Origin of the sequence: Mesorhizobium sp. NZP2298, from assembly GCF_013170825.1 — a bacterium.
Lineage (GTDB): Bacteria > Pseudomonadota > Alphaproteobacteria > Rhizobiales > Rhizobiaceae > Mesorhizobium.
In genome coordinates this window covers 4,837,504-4,854,439 of record NZ_CP033365.1, presented here as the reverse complement: position 1 = coordinate 4,854,439, position 16,936 = coordinate 4,837,504, and the positions used below count along the sequence as shown (strand labels likewise).

The window sequence follows — 16,936 nt, the reverse complement described above, 5'->3', positions numbered from 1 at the left end:
CCGGATCACGCGATAACGCTGTTGTGCGATGCAACGATCGGCTTTTCATCCGCGCCGCGACGTGTTACCAGCCACCGCCAATCCTGAAAGGGAAGATGAGAGTCGGCGCTGTCCAACCCGGTCCAGCGCTTTTTCCGCATTCTAAAGGGCTGGCCATGGCAAAAATCATCGAAACGTCCACCGGCGCACTGGCGCTGACCTTTGACGACGTGCTTTTGCAGCCGGGTCATTCCGAGGTCATGCCCGGCGAAACCGATGTCCGCACCCGCATTGCCGGCGACATCGACCTCAACGTGCCGATCCTCTCCGCCGCGATGGACACCGTCACCGAGGCGCGTCTTGCCATCGCCATGGCCCAGGCCGGCGGCATCGGCGTCATCCACCGCAATTTCTCCCCGGCTGAACAGGCCGAGCAGGTGCGGCAGGTCAAGAAATTCGAGTCCGGCATGGTGATCAATCCCGTCACCATCGGCCCCGACGCCACCCTTGCCGATGCGCTGTCGCTGATGCGCACCTATTCGATCTCGGGCATTCCGGTGGTCGAGAATGGCGGCACCGGCGGCCAGAAGATCGGCCGGCTGGTCGGCATCCTGACCAACCGCGACGTGCGCTTCGCCTCCGACCCGGCGCAGAAGGTCTATGAATTGATGACCCGTGAGAACCTGATCACGGTCAAGGAGAATGTCGACCAGGACGAGGCCAAGCGGCTTCTGCACCAGCACCGCATCGAAAAGCTCGTTGTTGTCGACAAGGCGGGCAATTGCGTCGGCCTGATCACGGTCAAGGATATCGAGAAGTCGCAGCTCAACCCGCACGCCACCAAGGACGCGCAGGGACGCCTGCGCGCGGCAGCCGCCACCAGCGTCGGTGACGACGGCTTCGAGCGCGCCGAGCGCCTGATCGATGCCGGCGTCGACCTTCTGGTCATCGACACCGCGCACGGCCACTCGCAGCGCGTGCTGGACGCGGTGACGCGTGCCAAGAAGCTTTCCAATTCGGTTCGCATCCTGGCCGGCAACGTCGCCACCGCCGAAGGCACGCAGGCGCTGATCGACGCCGGCGCCGACGCGGTCAAGGTCGGCATCGGCCCTGGCTCCATCTGCACCACCCGCATCGTGGCCGGTGTCGGCGTGCCTCAGCTTTCGGCCATCATGTCGGCCGTCGAGACGGCGCACAAATCCGGTGTGTCGGTGATTGCCGACGGCGGCATCAAATATTCCGGCGACCTTGCCAAGGCGCTCGCCGCGGGCGCCAGCGCCGCCATGATCGGTTCGCTGCTGGCCGGTACCGACGAAAGCCCGGGCGAGGTCTATCTGCACCAGGGCCGCTCCTTCAAGGCCTATCGCGGCATGGGTTCGGTCGGCGCCATGGCGCGCGGCTCGGCCGATCGCTACTTCCAGGCCGAGGTCCGCGACACGCTGAAACTGGTGCCGGAAGGCATTGAAGGCCAGGTCCCTTACAAAGGACCTGTGTCTGGCGTGCTGCACCAGCTTGCAGGCGGGCTAAAAGCCGCTATGGGTTATGTTGGTGGCCGCGACCTTGCCGATTTCCGCGAGCGCGCCACCTTTGTGCGCATATCCAACGCCGGACTTCGTGAAAGCCACGCCCATGACGTCACGATTACCCGCGAAAGCCCGAACTATCCCGGCGGAGCCTGAGCAATACGGGCTCGGGCGAAGCCTGACCGCGACGATCTTGCGGCTGTCTCGCCACGCGGCAGCGCTTTGTTTCCTGTCGGCGTCGGTTTTCATTGCCATGACGCTGATGGAATTCTTCTATTTCCGCCAGTTGAGCGGCGGCTTGCCGTCGCTCGACATGCGCTATTTCGGCTTCACGCCCGACGAAGGCATGGCCTGGCTGACGGCGCTCGGCCGGCGCGGCGGCGAGATCATTCTTGTCTGGCACTACCTCACCTTCGATCTCTTGTTCCCGGCGCTGTTGTCGCTGACCTTGGTGAGCCTGATCCTGGCCTCCGGCCGGCGCCTGAAGAATTTCCGCGTGCTGCAGCCGCAGGTGCAGTCGATCTTCGCCCTGGTGCTGGTGCTGCCCTATACGCTTGCCGACTATGCCCAGAATATCGCCGTGGCGCGCCTTCTGTCCGATTTCCTGTCGGCCAACCCGGATTCGCTGTCTTTCGCCTCGTCGCTGATCGTCACCAAATTCGCGCTTCTTGCCATCCCGGTGGTCGTCATCGCCGCTTTCTGGCTCGTGGGCCAGAGACCCCAGGCTTGATGCTAAACAGGGCAGGGGAAACATCATGAACCAGACCGCGATTTTCTGGCCGGTTCTGGCGCACGTGCTGCTGATCTACATCGTCTACGGCGTGTTGGGTCGTCGCAGATATGGCGCAATCAAGTCGGGAGAGGCCAAGGTTGGTCAATACAAGGTCCGCTCGACCGAGCCGGCTTCCAGCGTCACCGTTGCCGCCAATCTCAGCAACCAGTTCGAACTGCCGGTGCTTTTCTATGTGTTGTGCCTGACGCTGCATGTCACCAATGGCGTCAACTATCTGACCCTGGCACTGATGTGGATTTTTGTGGCCTCGCGCTGCTTCCACGCCTGGGTTCATCTGACCAGCAACAATCTGCTGCTGCGCAGCCGCTCTTTCTCTTTTGGAGCCGTGATTATCCTGTTGGGCTGGATCTGGTTCGCCCTGCATCTGCTGGGAGTGGTCTAAACCGCGCCCCGGCCCTTCGTAAGGCTTGGGGCGTTCGAAGGTCGAACAGCCAGGCAATTGGCTTTCGCGGCCTGCGGCCCCCTTCTCACCTTGCAGGGAAGGTCCCTCCGCAAAGCGGAGCGGGGCGAGGGCAGGCGCTATAAATCGAACACCGCGATCTTGCGTTTGTCGAACTTGATGCCGATCTCGCCGCGCACCAGCTTCAGCGCCTGTTCACCGAATACGGCACGCCGCCATCCCTGCAGCGCCGGCACATCGGCGTCCTCGCCCTCGGCCGCGATGCGATCGATGTCGTCGCTGGATGCCAATACTTTCGAGGCCACGCCCTGCTTCTCGGCAACGATCCTGAGCAGAACTTTCAACAGTTCCGCCGCGGCATTTGAGCCTTCCGGCGGCTGAAAATTCTTCGGCAGTTTCGGCATCTGCTCCTTGGGCAAGGCCAGTGCGGCATTGACCGCCCCAAGCAGGGCTGTCGCCGTCGAGGAGCGCTCCCAGCCCTTGGGTGTTGTGCGCAGCTTGGCAAGCGCCGCCGCGTCACGCGGCGCCTGTTGCGCCACCTCGTAGATCGCATCGTCCTTGAGCACGCGGCCGCGCGGCACGTCGCGTTCCCTGGCCTCGCGCTCGCGCCATGCCGCCACGGCCTGCACGATCGCCAGTTCCTGCGGCTTGCGCAGCCGCATCTTCAGCCGCTTCCAGGCATCTTCGGGATGCGGATCGTAGGTCTCGCGCGAGGTGAGCACATCCATCTCTTCGTTCAGCCAGTGGGCGCGGTTTTCCCGTGTCAATTCGGCGCTCAGGTGCTGGTAGACCTCGATCAGATGGGTGACGTCGGCCAGCGCGTAATCGAGCTGCTTGTCGGACAGCGGCCGGTGCCGCCAGTCGGTGAAGCGCGAAGATTTGTCGAGCCGCGCACCGGTGATGCGCTGCACGAGCTGGTCGTAGGAAACGCTGTCGCCAAAGCCGCAGACCATCGCCGCAACCTGTGTATCGAACACCGGATGCGGCACCAGATCCCCGAGATGCACGATGATTTCGATGTCCTGCCGGGCGGCATGGAAGACCTTTACCACCGCTTCGTTGGCCATCAGCCTGAAGAAGGGCGCCAGGTCGATGTCAGGCGACAGCGGATCGATCAGCGCCGTCACGCCTGGGGCCGCCATCTGGATCAGGCACAGGATAGGCCAGAAGGTCGTTTCGCGGATGAATTCGGTGTCGACGGTGACGAAGTCCGACTTTTCGAAAGCGGCGAGAACGGTCTCGAGTTCTTTCTGGGTGGTGATGACGTGCATCAAATCGCTTTTGGCAGGAGTAAGGTCTTCCTAGATTTCAGCCGGAAAGGCTTTCGTCAAGCTTTGGCGCCTCCATCATGAGCTTCCGGGGCCGTCGGAATCACCATTCCGTCTGGCCAGCCGCGCGAAAATGGTGGAGGTGCGCAGCAGAGCGGTGAAGCGGCTGCGTTTGCCCAAAGGCACGCCGGACCGGGCCTGCATGCGGTAGAGGATGACGGCGATGAAGATCGCATAGACGATGGCGCTGAACACGAACAGCGCGCTCGGTCCGAAATACTGCATCGCCGTGGAGGCTGCGAAAGGGCCGCCGATGGCGCCGAAGGAGTAGAACAGCATCAGCGCCGCATTGATCAGCACGAACTCGCCCGTGTCGGCGCGGTCGTTGGAATGCGCGGCCGACAGCGAATAGAGCGGCATGGCGAAACAGCCGAAGATGAAGATGATGACGAAGTTGAGCAGCGGATTGCTGCCGGCGATGAACACCAGCGCCAATGCCGAAAGCATTGCGCAGCAGGTCGTTAGCAACAGCACCCGGCGCCGGTCCCAGCGGTCGGACAGATAGCCCAGCGGATACTGGATGATGGCGCCGCCGAAGATGCCGACGCTGACGAAGGTAACGACATCGGCGACCGACATGCCGATCTGCTCGGCATAGACCGGCGACAAGGTGCGAAAGGCGCTGTTGGTGACGCCGACGGCAATGCAGCCGAAGCAACCCAGCGGCGAAATGCGCCAGACGCGCGCCAGGTCGAGCTTGACCTCCTCCGGAGGGGTCGGGTTGGAGCGGTCGCCGAGCGACACCGGCACCAGCGACAGCGTGATCATGATCGACATGATGGCGAAGATGGTGAAGCCGCCGGCGCCGAAGATCGGAATCAGGAACTGAGCACCGGTTACGGAACCAGTGTCGACCATCCGGTAGATCGCCAGCACACGCGCGCGGTCGTGATTGCTGACGCCGGAATTCAACCAGCTTTCAACGATGGTGAACAAACCGGCGAAGCAGAAGCCGCCGGCAAAGCGCACCGCGCACCACATCACCGGATCGAGGACCAGCACCAGCAGCAGGGTGCCGACCGAGGCGATCGCGGCCAGCGCCGAAAACGCCCTGATATGGCCGACCGCCTTCATGATGCGGGTGATGGCCAGGCAGCCGAGCAGGAAGCCGGCGAAATAGAAAGTGCCCATCAGGCCGATGTCGGAAGCGGAAAACCCCTCCTGCGCGCCGCGCAGCGCGATCAGCGTGCTCTGCAGCCCATTGCCGCCAAGCAGGATGCCTGCGGCGAGAAGAAGCGGGATCAGCGGGCGGATGGAGGACATGAAAGGCGATCACGTATCGGTGATCCCTTCTTGAACCATTGCATCCATCAATGCCAGCGGCAATTGCCGCGCTATTCAGGATGCGAACCCATGGACTTGGAGAATCGCCAGATGCGATCTGACAGATGCCTTTCCATTGACCTCGCTCCAGGACCGTGCCTGCGGGGATGAACGTTCTTCGCCGCGGGTGTCGACGGCCTTCAGCCGCGTCTGGCAACCGTATCCACAACACCCCGGCTGAACGTCGCCGAGGACAGGCGTGCGATCTTCAACGGCACCTCGCTCGAGGGACGGGCGTGGGCGCTCGCCTTGACAAATCCGGCCTCCCATGCGCTTTTCGCGCAAATTTTGGGCCGGGCTTTGATGCTTTGGCCTGCCACCCAGCACCCCGGACTTTACCAATGACCATGCACCGTTACCGCAGCCATACCTGTGCCCAGTTGAGAAAGAGCGATGTCGGCTCATCCGTTCGCCTTTCGGGCTGGGTGCATCGCGTGCGCGACCATGGCGGCCTGCTCTTCATCGACCTGCGTGACCACTACGGCCTGACCCAGATCGTCGCCGATCCCGATTCGCCTGCCTTCAAGATCGCCGAGACCGTGCGCGGCGAATGGGTGATCCGCGTCGACGGTGAGGTAAAGGCGCGCCTCCCGGAGACGGTCAACGCCAACCTGCCGACCGGCGAGATCGAGATTTTCGCCCGCGAGATCGAGGTGCTGTCGGCAGCCAAGGAATTGCCGCTGCCGGTGTTCGGCGAGCCGGACTATCCCGAGGACATCAGGCTGAAGTACCGCTTCCTCGACCTGCGCCGCGACACGCTGCACAGGAACATCGTGGCGCGCACGAAAATCATCGCCGAGATGCGCAAGCGCATGAACGATGTCGGCTTCACCGAATTCTCGACGCCGATCCTCACCGCCTCGTCGCCGGAAGGCGCCCGCGACTTCCTGGTGCCGTCGCGCATCCATCCCGGCACCTTCTACGCGCTTCCGCAGGCGCCGCAGCAGTACAAGCAGCTGATCATGGTGTCGGGCTTCGACCGCTATTTCCAGATCGCGCCCTGCTTCCGCGACGAGGACCCGCGCGCCGACCGTCTGCCAGGCGAATTCTATCAGCTCGACCTCGAAATGAGCTTCGTCGAGCAGGACGACGTGCTGTCGACCATGGAGCCGGTGATGCGCGGCGTCTTCGAGGCCTTCGCCAACGGCAAGCCGGTGACGCAGAAGTTCCAGCGCATTCCCTATGATGTCGCCATGCGCAAATACGGCTCCGACAAGCCGGACCTGCGCAACCCGATCGAGATGCAGGCTGTTTCCGATCATTTCCGCGATTCCGGCTTCAAGGTGTTCGCCAACATTCTGGCCAACGACCCGAAGGCCGAGGTGTGGGGCATTCCGGCCAAGACCGGCGGCAGCCGTGCCTTCTGCGACCGCATGAATTCCTGGGCGCAAGGCGAGGGCCAGCCGGGGCTGGGTTACATCTTCTGGCGCAAGGAGGGCGACAAGCTCGAAGGCGCCGGCCCGCTCGCCAAGAACATCGGCGAGGAGCGCACCGAGGCGATCCGGCAGCAGCTCGGCCTTGCCGACGGCGACGCCGCGTTCTTCGTCGCCGGCGACCCGAAGAAGTTCGTCTCCTTCGCGGGAGCGGCACGCACGCGCGCCGGCGAGGAACTGAACCTCGTCGACCGCGAGCGCTTCGAATTGTGCTGGATCGTCGACTTCCCGTTCTTCGAATGGAACGAAGAGGAGAAGAAGATCGACTTCGCCCACAACCCGTTCTCGATGCCGCAGGGCGGCATCGACGCGCTGAACGGCGAGGATCTGCTCGGCATCAAGGCGTTCCAGTACGACATGGTCTGCAATGGCTTCGAGATCGCCAGCGGCGGCATCCGCAACCATCTGCCCGAAACCATGGTCAAGGCGTTCGAGACGGTCGGGCTGGACCGCGCCACGGTGGAGGAGCGTTTCGGCGGCCTCTACCGTGCCTTCCAGTACGGCGCGCCGCCGCATGGCGGCATGGCGGCGGGCGTCGACCGCGTCGTCATGCTGCTGGTTGGCGCCAAGAACCTGCGCGAGATCACCATGTTCCCGATGAACCAGCAGGCCTATGATCTGTTGATGAACGCACCGTCGGAAGCCTCGCCGCAGCAGCTCCGCGAACTGGCCCTGCGTGTCGCGCCGACCAAGAAGGACGCGTGATCGCGAGCTTCGGGCGATGCTTTAAAAAACGGGCGGAACTATCTCTGTGGATTCAATAGCCCACAAAAAAGCCCGGCATCGCTGCCGGGCTTTTTCTTGATCCTGACGTTTCGATCAGTCTTCGTTGGCCTTGACGGCCACGCCGAGCGTCTTCGGCAGATCGAGCGGGTTGGACATGGCGCCCGCCATGATCAGCGCGAACGGCACTGATGCCGGCGGCTCGGCCGAGATTTCGAGGCTCTTCGGGTCGTCCAGATATTTGCTGACCGCCGCCGTCACCTGCGCCGTCAGCTCGGGATTGTTGAGCTGGGCCATGCCGAACGGCACGATCGCCTTGGCCTGGTTGGCGATGTCCTTGGCCGACATGCCTTGCTGCTTGCCAACATATTCCAGCACCTTGCCGGTCAGCGAATCGTCGTCGAAGCGGATCGAGGCGCTGTTGAAGGAAAGCTGCTGCAACAGGCCGAGCATGGCCATGCCTTGCGCCGAATTGTCGGCGCCTTCGGGCTGCGCCGCCATCTTCTTCTGCATCTCCTGCAGCGACTTGATGAAGTCCATCGTGTAGCCGCCGAGATTGAAGGTCATGCCGAGCGTGCCCGCATTTTCGACGGAGATGTCATATTTCGACAGTTCCATCTTGCCGTCCGAGGGCTGCCAGGTGCCGGCCATTGCGAGATTGCCGGAGATGTTCTGGTAGCCGAGCGCGTCGATGACTTCCTTGGACTTGGGGTCGTCGACCAGCGAGAGATCTGCCGTGAACTTTTCCGTATTGCCGGTGAACTCCATCGCCTTGCCGTCCGCGGGCGGCGTGATCTGGATGGCAAGCCCGTCCATCGAGAAGGCGGTCTTGTCGGCGACCTTGACCGTCATGTTGGACAGTTCGGCCGACTTGTACATCATCAGCGAGCCCAGCGGGCCGGTGGCGCCTTCGGCCGGAACCGTCATGTCGTGGATGACGAAGGGGCTCAGGTTGAGGGTGACCCCATCCTTGCTGTGTTCGAAGGGGGAGGTCGAGACGGTGCCGATGTCGTAGCCGCCATTGGCCTCGGTCACGCCCTCGAGCTTGACGTCGCCGATCGGCAGGGCTTCCTTTTCCGCCGCCGGTTTGATGGACACGCCCTGCAGCACCATGCTGGTGTTGTCGCCGGTCACCCCGGTCCAGGAGATGTTTACGCCCTGGGCCGCCAGCGCCGCCTTCAGCCGATCGGCAACGGCCGCATCCTGGGCAAGGGCCGCATTCAGCGGCAGTGTGAACAGGAAGGTCGAAAGAGCGAATTTCCGGAGAGTTGAGCGTTTGATTGTCATCGCAAGGTCCCTGAGAGTGTCCTGAAATTGTTTTTCAATTCTTTGCGCCATCACCATTCCGTGACGAACTGGACGGGAAAAAGGCATGTCCCGGCACAATGGTCAAAAATCGCGGCGAAAGGCAAACCCGATCCGAACGCCATTGGAGAATGCGGTGAATTTGGCATGAAGGTCGGGCCGTCGAGCGGTTATCGTGCTTCGCAATAGATGCGGCGTGTAACAGATTGATGTTGGCCGGCAAGCGCGACCTTGCGGTTTCCTGTTGCAGAAAAGCGCGCAATTCGACCGGCCGGGCGCGCGCCTCTTGCCGCGAATCACCCGCTCGGCTAGTCCCAGCCCATGGGAAAAAGGCTTTTGCCGCCTCAAGATGGCGGTGGCGATCACATCGAACCGGTCGATCTGAAGAAGGCGCTGGAAGAGCGCTATCTTGCCTATGCGCTGTCGACCATCATGCACCGGGCGCTGCCAGACGTTCGCGACGGACTGAAGCCGGTCCACCGCCGCATCATGCACGCCATGCGCCTGCTGCGCCTCAATCCCGACCAGGGCTTCGCCAAATGCGCGCGTATCGTCGGCGAGGTGATGGGCAAGTTCCACCCGCATGGCGATCAGTCGATCTATGACGCGCTGGTGCGATTGGCGCAGGATTTTTCGATGCGCTATCCCCTGGTCGACGGCCAGGGCAATTTCGGCAACATCGACGGCGATAACGCCGCCGCCATGCGCTACACCGAAGCGCGCATGACCGACGTGGCGACCGAATTGCTAGCCGGCATCACCGAGGACGCCGTCGACTACCGGCCGACCTACAATGAAGAGGACGAGGAGCCGGTGGTGCTCCCCGGCGCCTTCCCGAACCTCTTGGCCAACGGCTCGTCCGGCATCGCGGTCGGCATGGCGACATCGATCCCTCCGCACAATGCGGCCGAGCTCTGCGACGCGGCATTGCATCTGATCGAGCATCGGGATGCGTCGGTGGCGAAGTTGATGGATTTCGTCCAGGGCCCGGATTTCCCGACCGGCGGCATCATCGTCGACAGCCGCGCCTCCATCCTCGAAGCCTACGAGACCGGCCGTGGTGGTTTTCGCGTGCGTTCGAAATGGAGCCAGGAGGACCAGGGCAGGGGCACCTGGAGCATCGTCGTCACCGAAATCCCTTATGGCGTGCAGAAGGCGCGGCTGATCGAAAAGATCGCCGAGCTTCTGATGGCGCGCAAACTCCCGCTGCTCGAGGACATCAGGGACGAAAGCGCGGAGGATATCCGCGTCGTGCTGGTCCCCAAGAGCCGTTCTGTCGATCCTGGCATCCTGATGGAATCGCTGTTCAAGCTCACCGAGCTTGAAAGCCGCTTCCCGCTCAACATGAATGTGCTGTCGCGCGGCAAGGTACCCAATGTCCTGTCCCTGAAGGGCGTGTTGCAGGAATGGCTGGACCACCGTCGCGACGTTCTGATCCGTCGCTCGAAACATCGCCTCGGCGAGATCGAACGGCGGCTGGAAATCCTTGCCGGCTACCTGATCGCCTATCTCAACATCGACGAGGTGATCAAGATCATCCGCGAGGAGGACGAGCCCAAGCAGGTGATGATGGCCCGCTGGTCGCTCACCGACACCCAGGCTGAAGCCATCCTCAACATGCGCCTGCGCGCATTGCGCAAGCTGGAAGAATTCGAGATCCGCAAGGAATTCGACGGCCTCACCACCGAGAAGAAGCAGATCGAGGCGCTGCTTGCATCCGATGCCAAGCAATGGTCGACGATCAAGTGGGAAGTCACCAGCATCCGCGACAAGTTTGGCCCGGAGACAGAGCTCGGCAGGCGCCGCACCCAGTTCGCCGATGCGCCCGAGCACGACCTGACCGATATCGCCCACGCCATGATCGAGCGCGAGCCGGTCACCGTGGTGGTTTCGGAGAAGGGTTGGCTCAGGGCCATGAAGGGCCATCTGGCCGACCTTTCGACACTCACCTTCAAGGAAGGTGACAGCTTGAAGCTCGCCTTCCATGCCCAGACCACCGACAAGGTGCTGGTCTTCACCACTGGCGGCAAGTTCTACACCATCGGCGCCGACCGGCTGCCAGGCGGGCGCGGCCATGGCGAGCCGATCCGCATCATCGTCGACATGGACAACGACCAGGACATCGTCACCGCCTTTGTCCACGATCCCAAGCGCAAGCTCTTGCTGGCCTCGCATGACGCCAACGGCTTCATCGTGCCGGAGGAGGAAGTGGTCGCCAACACCCGCAAGGGCAAGCAGGTGATGAACGTCAAGGCGCCGGACGAAGCCAAGCGTTGCGTGCCGGTCACCGGCGATCATCTCGCCATCGTCGGTGAGAACCGCAAGATGCTGGTGTTCGCGCTCTCCGAAATTCCGGAAATGGGCCGCGGCAAGGGCGTTCGGCTGCAGAAATACAAGGATGGCGGCCTGCTCGATCTCAAGCCGTTTACATTGGAGACGGGCCTGTCCTGGCAGGATTCGGCCGACCGCACCTTCACTAGGTCGCGCGAGGAACTGGCCGAATGGATCGGCGCCCGGGCATCGGCAGGGCGTATGGTGCCAAAGGGCTTCCCTAGGACGGGCAAGTTCGGTTGAAGTTGCGATCTCCCCTCTCGAGGGGGAGATGTCGCCAAAGGCGACAGAGGGGATCGGCGCGACCGGACGCGACCCCCTATCGTGACAGACGAGGCTAGCGCTCCACGCGCGGCGCCCCCCTTGGCCTGCCGGACATCTCCGCCACAAGGGGAGAGATTGGCGGCGTCACCGTGATCATTTGGAGTATCGTCACGATTGCTGCACTATATCAGTGCATAACGGAGAAGGGTGTTTGGGAGTCACGGGCGTTTGAAGGAATCCAGGATCCAGAAACCGGAACGGCAGCAGCGCCTGTTCGGCCTGTCGACGCCGTTGCGGTCGGCTGTCATTCCGCCGCTGTCGGCGGCGCGCTGGCTGCTGGTGCTGATCGTCGCCGCGGGCGTCTACTTCTTCCACGGCTTCCTCTTCCCGGTGCTGGCCGCGCTTGTCATCGCTTTCGCCAGCTGGCCGCTCTACCAGCGGCTGCTTGCCGGCGTTGGCGGCAACCGCACCGTCGCCGCCACCTTGGCCATCCTGTTCATCCTTGCCTTCCTGGTGATACCGATCGCGCTTGCCGGCACCTATGCCATCAACGAGGTGCGCGAGTGGGTCGCCTGGGCGATCGAGACCAACCGGCATGGTGCCACCACGCCGCACTGGATCGCGACCATGCCTGTCATCGGCGACTGGCTGAACGAGCAATGGACGACCAATTTCGGGCATCCCGGCGGCATTGGCGAACTGATCCAGTTGGTCAGCGGCGCCAATATCGGCAGCATCTATCGAGGCGCGCTCGCCGCCGGCGGCAGTGCCTTTGGGCTGCTCCTGACGTTGCTGTTCATGATGATCGCCCTGTTCTTCGCCTATCGCGATGGCGAGCATTTTGCCGGCCAGGTCGACCGCCTTGGCGAGCGCATCCTGCCGACCAGATGGGAGCGGATTTCGCGCGTCGTGCCGGCGACGATCTCCTCGACCGTGACCGGCATGACCGTCATCGCCATAGGCGAGGGGCTGGTGCTGGGCATTGCCTACTGGCTGGCCGGCGTGCCGTCGCCGGTGACGCTCGGCGCCCTGACCGGCGTCATGGCGCTCATTCCCGGCGGCGCACCCTTGTCCTTCACCCTTGTCTCGATCTACCTCGCGGCCAGCGGCTCGCCCATGGCCGGTCTGGCGCTGTTCCTGTGGGGTGCGGTCGAGCTGTTCATCGTCGACAAGACGCTGCGCCCGAAGCTTGTCGGCGGACCGATAAAACTGCCTTTCCTGCCGACCTTTTTCGGCCTGATCGGCGGCGTCAAGACCATGGGCTTCCTCGGCCTGTTCATCGGTCCGGTGCTGATGGCGCTGCTGGTCGCCATCTGGCGCGAGTGGCTGCGCGAGGTGGAACTGGTCGACGAGTTGCCCGCCGGCTCGGCGGCCGAGATCGAGGCCAACCCACAGATCGAGGTCTTGCCGGAGGCTGGCGCGGCAAAGAAGGCCAGCGCCTGATCCGAAACGCGACTTGCGCCAGGCCCATCAATTACCCGTTAGACTGGATGGTGCACCGCAAGGTCAACTCGTTGCCTGCGGCCATCATGCAGTTGCCAGAGCGAATGGGCGACCAGCGTGACGATCAGGATCGCGCCGCCGATCAGGCTGTTGCGGGTCGGTGCCTCGGCAAAGATCATCCACACCCAGACCGGCGCCAACACCGTTTCGAGCACGTAGAACATCGCCACTTCCGGCCCGGAAATGTATTTCGGCCCGGCGGCAAGACAGAAGAACGAGATCGGCATGATGACGGCGCCGTTGAAGATGATCCACCATGGCGCGTTGACGTGGAAGCCTTCGCCCGACACCATGAAGGCTGCCAGGGCGAGCGGCAGAAGCACGCCGACAAGTGAGGTGAAGCCCATGTCCTTGCCGCTGGCGCGTGAGATGGTGATGGCCACAGCGATGAAGAAAGCCGAGCACAGCGCCATGAAATCGCCGAACAGCTTGCCGGTGCCGACCGACCCACCGACGATGACCAGCACGCCAAGGATCATGATCAGCATCGCCACGATGGTCACCAGCCGTGGCCTTTCCCGCAGGAATATCCAGGACAATAGCCCTGCGAACACGGTGTTGAAGGCCAAAATGAAGACGAGATCGGCGGTCGAGGTGTGATAGACGGCGGTGACGAAGGTGATCCCTGTCAGCCCGTAGCATATCGCGACGATCAGGCCGGACCAGCCCGGAATGAGCGGCGGGGCGTTACGGCTCAAAGCCCGCCAGACCCACCAGATGACCATGGCGGCGACGAATGTGGTGCCGGTGCGCAGCAGCATGATCGTCCATGCGCCGCCGTCGGCGAGGCGGATCAACGGTATGTCGACAGTCAGCGTCAGTCCGCCGATGGCGGTGATCAAAAGACCCTTCTGGTGATCATGGTGGGAAGGCATGCAGGAACTTTCGCAATGAAATGCAGGCTGGCGGCTGATCGGTGCAGTAGCGCACTGTCTCCAGCCAACCGGCTGAAAGACCAGCATCCCGTGCCTTGAAACAGTTTAAGCTTAAGCGCGGATCGTGGAAAAACTCAGCGTGAAACCGCTTCGTTGGTGTAGCGCTCCCAGCCCTTGGGGCCGAGATGCTCCTGCGGCATGAAGCGCATCTTATAATTCATCTTGCGTGAGCCGTTGACCCAGTAACCGAGGTAGACATGGGGCAGGCCCATCGCCCTAGCGCGGGCGATGTGGTCGAGGATCATGAACGTGCCGAGCGAACGCTCCTCGAATTCGGGATTGAAGTAGGAATAGACCATCGACAGGCCGTCGGCCATCTTGTCGGTGAGTGCCACCGCGATGAGCTCACCCTGGCCCTTGCCGGTGATGAAGCTGTCGGGTCCGCGCCGCCGGTATTCGATCACCTTGGTGTCGACATGGGTGTCCTCGACCATCATGGCGTAGTCGAGCACCGTCATGTCGGACATGCCGCCGCGGCGATGGCGGGCATCGAGATAGCCGCGGAACAGCGAATATTGTTCGGTCGAGGGCTCGGCATTGTGCATGGCGCCGACAAGGTCGGAATTGTGCTGCAGCACACGCTTCATGTTGCGGCTGGCGGTGAATTCCTGGGCGAGGATGCGCACGGAAACACAAGCGCGGCAGGTCTCGCAGGCCGGCCTGTAGGCAATGTTCTGCGAACGCCTGAAGCCGCCTTGCGTGAGGAGGTCGTTCATCTCCGACGCCTTGTCCCCGACCAGATGCGTGAACACCTTGCGCTCGAACTGGCCGTCGAGATAGGGGCACGGCGACGGCGCGGTCAGGAAGAACTGTGGCGACTGGGTCGGATGCTGCGTCATCTAAGTCTTGGAAACGCTCCTTCGAGTCGCTCTACCTTTGGCGCGGAAAGCAAAAAATTCAACAGGATTGTGAAGGCACGTGCAATCTGATGCCTTCACATTTGCGCCGACAAGGCGGGGAACGCCTCAACGGCCGGTGCGGCTGACCACCGTGCCGAGCAGAAGGTCGTGCAGCGTGCGCTTGCGGTCTGAGAACAACGTCACCAGCAGGACCAGCGGCGACAGGATGACATTGCCCGCCCAGAACAGCACCGAATGGACAACCGCGGTCAGGCCGTCGATCGGCCTGCCGTCGAGGCGGTCGAGGCGGATGCCCATTATCTTCATGCCCGTGGTTGCCTGGTCTACGCTGCCCAGCGTGTTCCAGATGTAGAGGATGGCGACGGCCGGCACCAAGACGCCGAACAGCACCCAGCCAACGCCAAGCGTCAGAAGCCCGAGGAAAAACACCAGTATGGCAAAGGGAATGGTGAGCAGGGCGACGATGATGTAGTCGAGCACAAAGGCCAGGATGCGCCTTGTGCGCACGCCCTCATAGGCCCTGACGTCGTCAAGCCGGGTGTTGATGATTTCGCCGTCGAGAACGCGCGCGTTCATGTCATTTCCTCGTAACAAGGCCCGACATAGGGTGCGGACCGCTCGATGATGAAATGGTGAAGGCTTGCGGCGGAATCAAGGTCGAGCGCTTCGAGGGAGGCGAAGCCTGAAAGCCGTGCTTCGCAATCTGAATCGGTTGAATTTGCGGTGTGGATGGCATTAGCTTGTTGCGGCGCAACAAAGCGTTTCGGGGCAGAAGTGAGGGGACGGGCACTATGGACTACGAAATGCTGGTCATCGGCAGCGGCCCCTCCGGACGCCGCGCCGCGGTGCAGTCGGCCAAACTCGGCAAATCGGTGCTGGTGGTCGATCGCGGCCGGCGTCTCGGCGGCGTCTCGGTGCATACCGGCACCATCCCCTCGAAAACGCTGCGTGAAACGGTGCTCAATCTCTCGGGTTGGCGCGAGCGCGGCTTTTATGGACGCGGCTATAGGGTCAAGCAGGACATTTCGGTCGGAGACCTGATCGAGCGCCTGCACAAGACGCTCGATCACGAGGTCGAGGTGCTGCAGCACCAGTTCATGCGCAACACCGTCAAGAGCGCCCGCGCGGCGGTGAAATTTCTCGGCCCCAACAAGGTCAGCCTGACGTCGGACAATGGCGACTACAGCGAAGTCGGCTTCGCCAACGCGCTGATCGCGGTCGGCACCAGGCCGCACCGGCCGCGCGACGTGCCCTTCGACAAGACCCGCGTCTTCGACAGCGACGAGATGCTCGAGCTCGACCGCCTGCCGCGCACGCTGACGGTGATTGGCGGCGGCGTCATCGGCGTCGAATACGCCACGATCTTTTCGGCACTCGACGTGCCGGTGACGCTGGTCGAGCCGCGCAACTCCATCCTCGATTTCGTAGACCGCGAGATTGTCGACGATTTCATCCACCAGATGCGTGATCGCGGCATGACGATAAGGCTGGGCAGCGCGGTGAAGGAAATCCGCTCCAAGCCCGAGGCCGCCGAGGTGGAGCTGGCCGACGGCCGCACCATTCGCTCGGAGGTCGTGCTCTACGCCGCCGGCCGCACCGGCAATATCGGCAGCCTGGGTCTCGACGTGGTCGGCATCGAGGCCGACTCCCGAGGCCGCATCAAGGTCGATCCGCAGACTTTCCAGACCAGCGTGCCCAATATCTACGCAGCCGGCGATGTCATCGGCTTTCCGAGCCTCGCCTCGACCTCGATGGAGCAGGGCAGGGTGGCCGCCTGCCACGCTTTCGGCGTGACCCTGCCGCCACCGCCGGAAACATTCCCCTATGGCATCTATGCGGTGCCGGAGATTTCCACGGTCGGCCAGTCCGAGGAGCAGGTGCGCCAGAGTGGTGGCGCCTACGAGGTCGGTGTCGCGCGCTTCCGCGAAACCTCGCGCGGACATATCATGGGGGTCGACACTGGCTTCCTGAAACTATTGTTCTCGATCGAGACGCGGCGACTGCTCGGCGCGCATATTGTCGGCGAGGGCGCCACCGAGCTCATCCATATCGGTCAGGCGGTCATCAACCTCGGCGGCACCGTCGACTTCTTCGTCAACAACACTTTCAATTACCCGACGCTGGCGGAAGCCTACAAGATCGCAGGGCTCGATGCCTGGAACAGGATGGGGCGGTAGGCTTCAGCATCTTCGCTCCTTGTCGGTGGGGAGGCGCGGATCGCGGCTGTGCCCGGTCG

The 16,936-nt window shown here is 62.8% G+C and carries 13 protein-coding genes; 7 read left to right on the top strand and 6 right to left on the bottom strand.

Features of this window, described 5'->3' with window-relative positions; genetic code table 11:
• The first annotated feature begins 155 nt into the window (after positions 1-155).
• The 3 genes from guaB to EB231_RS23630 are packed head-to-tail and all read left to right on the top strand — an operon-like array spanning position 156 to position 2,677.
• The gene (guaB, locus tag EB231_RS23640) at positions 156-1,658 is read left to right on the top strand and encodes an IMP dehydrogenase (RefSeq protein ID WP_027057339.1); all 1,503 of its coding nucleotides are present in this window, start codon (positions 156-158) and stop codon (positions 1,656-1,658) included.
• Positions 1,609-2,232: a hypothetical protein gene (locus tag EB231_RS23635; protein ID WP_246740700.1), complete on the top strand. Its 624-nt coding sequence runs from the start codon at positions 1,609-1,611 to the stop codon at positions 2,230-2,232. Before guaB ends, EB231_RS23635 begins: the two co-directional genes overlap by 50 nt.
• Positions 2,233-2,257: 25 nt before the next feature.
• Entirely contained in the window at positions 2,258-2,677 is a 420-nt protein-coding gene (locus EB231_RS23630; RefSeq protein WP_172350937.1) for an MAPEG family protein, read from the top strand.
• Positions 2,678-2,814: 137 nt separating this feature from the next.
• Here the strand turns inward: EB231_RS23630 and rnd are convergent, their stop codons facing one another.
• Positions 2,815-3,966 (bottom strand): ribonuclease D, encoded by a 1,152-nt coding sequence (gene rnd, locus EB231_RS23625; RefSeq protein WP_172350936.1) that lies wholly within the window; start codon positions 3,964-3,966, stop codon positions 2,815-2,817.
• 75 nt (positions 3,967-4,041) lie between these two features.
• Positions 4,042-5,286 (bottom strand): MFS transporter, encoded by a 1,245-nt coding sequence (locus EB231_RS23620; RefSeq protein ID WP_172350935.1) that lies wholly within the window; start codon positions 5,284-5,286, stop codon positions 4,042-4,044.
• Between the two features lie 407 nt (positions 5,287-5,693).
• Here EB231_RS23620 and aspS point away from each other — a divergent pair, with 407 nt between their 5' ends.
• Positions 5,694-7,484, top strand: coding sequence for an aspartate--tRNA ligase (aspS, locus tag EB231_RS23615; protein WP_172352993.1), 1,791 nt, complete (start codon positions 5,694-5,696; stop codon positions 7,482-7,484).
• 114 nt (positions 7,485-7,598) lie between these two features.
• Here the strand turns inward: aspS and EB231_RS23610 are convergent, their stop codons facing one another.
• On the bottom strand, positions 7,599-8,789 hold the full coding sequence (locus EB231_RS23610) for a hypothetical protein (RefSeq protein ID WP_172350934.1): 1,191 nt from the start codon (positions 8,787-8,789) through the stop codon (positions 7,599-7,601).
• Positions 8,790-9,128: 339 nt separating this feature from the next.
• On the opposite strand from EB231_RS23610, the gene parC reads away from it, so the two are divergent.
• A complete protein-coding gene (parC, locus tag EB231_RS23605) occupies positions 9,129-11,381 on the top strand; it encodes a DNA topoisomerase IV subunit A (RefSeq protein ID WP_172350933.1) in 2,253 nt (750 codons plus the stop codon).
• 249 nt (positions 11,382-11,630) lie between these two features.
• On the top strand, positions 11,631-12,845 hold the full coding sequence (locus EB231_RS23600) for an AI-2E family transporter (protein ID WP_172350932.1): 1,215 nt from the start codon (positions 11,631-11,633) through the stop codon (positions 12,843-12,845).
• Between the two features lie 38 nt (positions 12,846-12,883).
• Here the strand turns inward: EB231_RS23600 and EB231_RS23595 are convergent, their stop codons facing one another.
• The 3 genes from EB231_RS23595 to EB231_RS23585 all read right to left on the bottom strand — a co-directional run bounded on the left by EB231_RS23595 (position 12,884) and on the right by EB231_RS23585 (position 15,276).
• Entirely contained in the window at positions 12,884-13,780 is an 897-nt protein-coding gene (locus EB231_RS23595; RefSeq protein ID WP_172350931.1) for a DMT family transporter, read from the bottom strand.
• Positions 13,781-13,914: 134 nt separating this feature from the next.
• On the bottom strand, positions 13,915-14,679 hold the full coding sequence (locus tag EB231_RS23590) for an arginyltransferase (protein WP_172350930.1): 765 nt from the start codon (positions 14,677-14,679) through the stop codon (positions 13,915-13,917).
• Between the two features lie 126 nt (positions 14,680-14,805).
• The gene (locus EB231_RS23585) at positions 14,806-15,276 is read right to left on the bottom strand and encodes an RDD family protein (RefSeq protein ID WP_172350929.1); all 471 of its coding nucleotides are present in this window, start codon (positions 15,274-15,276) and stop codon (positions 14,806-14,808) included.
• 215 nt (positions 15,277-15,491) lie between these two features.
• Here EB231_RS23585 and sthA point away from each other — a divergent pair, with 215 nt between their 5' ends.
• Entirely contained in the window at positions 15,492-16,877 is a 1,386-nt protein-coding gene (sthA, locus tag EB231_RS23580; RefSeq protein WP_172350928.1) for a Si-specific NAD(P)(+) transhydrogenase, read from the top strand.
• Positions 16,878-16,936: the final 59 nt, after the last annotated feature.

What these genes read in the sequence shown, in the direction of transcription:
- EB231_RS23595 (WP_172350931.1), bottom strand. Translation starts at nt 13,780, where the DNA reads ATGCCTTCCCACCATGATCACCAGAAGGGTCTTTTGATCACCGCCATC.
- EB231_RS23585 (WP_172350929.1), bottom strand. Translation starts at nt 15,276, where the DNA reads ATGAACGCGCGCGTTCTCGACGGCGAAATCATCAACACCCGGCTTGAC.
- EB231_RS23630 (WP_172350937.1), top strand. Translation starts at nt 2,258, where the DNA reads ATGAACCAGACCGCGATTTTCTGGCCGGTTCTGGCGCACGTGCTGCTG.
- EB231_RS23590 (WP_172350930.1), bottom strand. Translation starts at nt 14,679, where the DNA reads ATGACGCAGCATCCGACCCAGTCGCCACAGTTCTTCCTGACCGCGCCG.
- EB231_RS23635 (WP_246740700.1), top strand. Translation starts at nt 1,609, where the DNA reads ATGACGTCACGATTACCCGCGAAAGCCCGAACTATCCCGGCGGAGCCT.
- rnd (WP_172350936.1), bottom strand. Translation starts at nt 3,966, where the DNA reads ATGCACGTCATCACCACCCAGAAAGAACTCGAGACCGTTCTCGCCGCT.
- sthA (WP_172350928.1), top strand. Translation starts at nt 15,492, where the DNA reads ATGGACTACGAAATGCTGGTCATCGGCAGCGGCCCCTCCGGACGCCGC.
- guaB (WP_027057339.1), top strand. Translation starts at nt 156, where the DNA reads ATGGCAAAAATCATCGAAACGTCCACCGGCGCACTGGCGCTGACCTTT.
- parC (WP_172350933.1), top strand. Translation starts at nt 9,129, where the DNA reads ATGGGAAAAAGGCTTTTGCCGCCTCAAGATGGCGGTGGCGATCACATC.
- EB231_RS23610 (WP_172350934.1), bottom strand. Translation starts at nt 8,789, where the DNA reads ATGACAATCAAACGCTCAACTCTCCGGAAATTCGCTCTTTCGACCTTC.
- EB231_RS23620 (WP_172350935.1), bottom strand. Translation starts at nt 5,286, where the DNA reads ATGTCCTCCATCCGCCCGCTGATCCCGCTTCTTCTCGCCGCAGGCATC.
- aspS (WP_172352993.1), top strand. Translation starts at nt 5,694, where the DNA reads ATGCACCGTTACCGCAGCCATACCTGTGCCCAGTTGAGAAAGAGCGAT.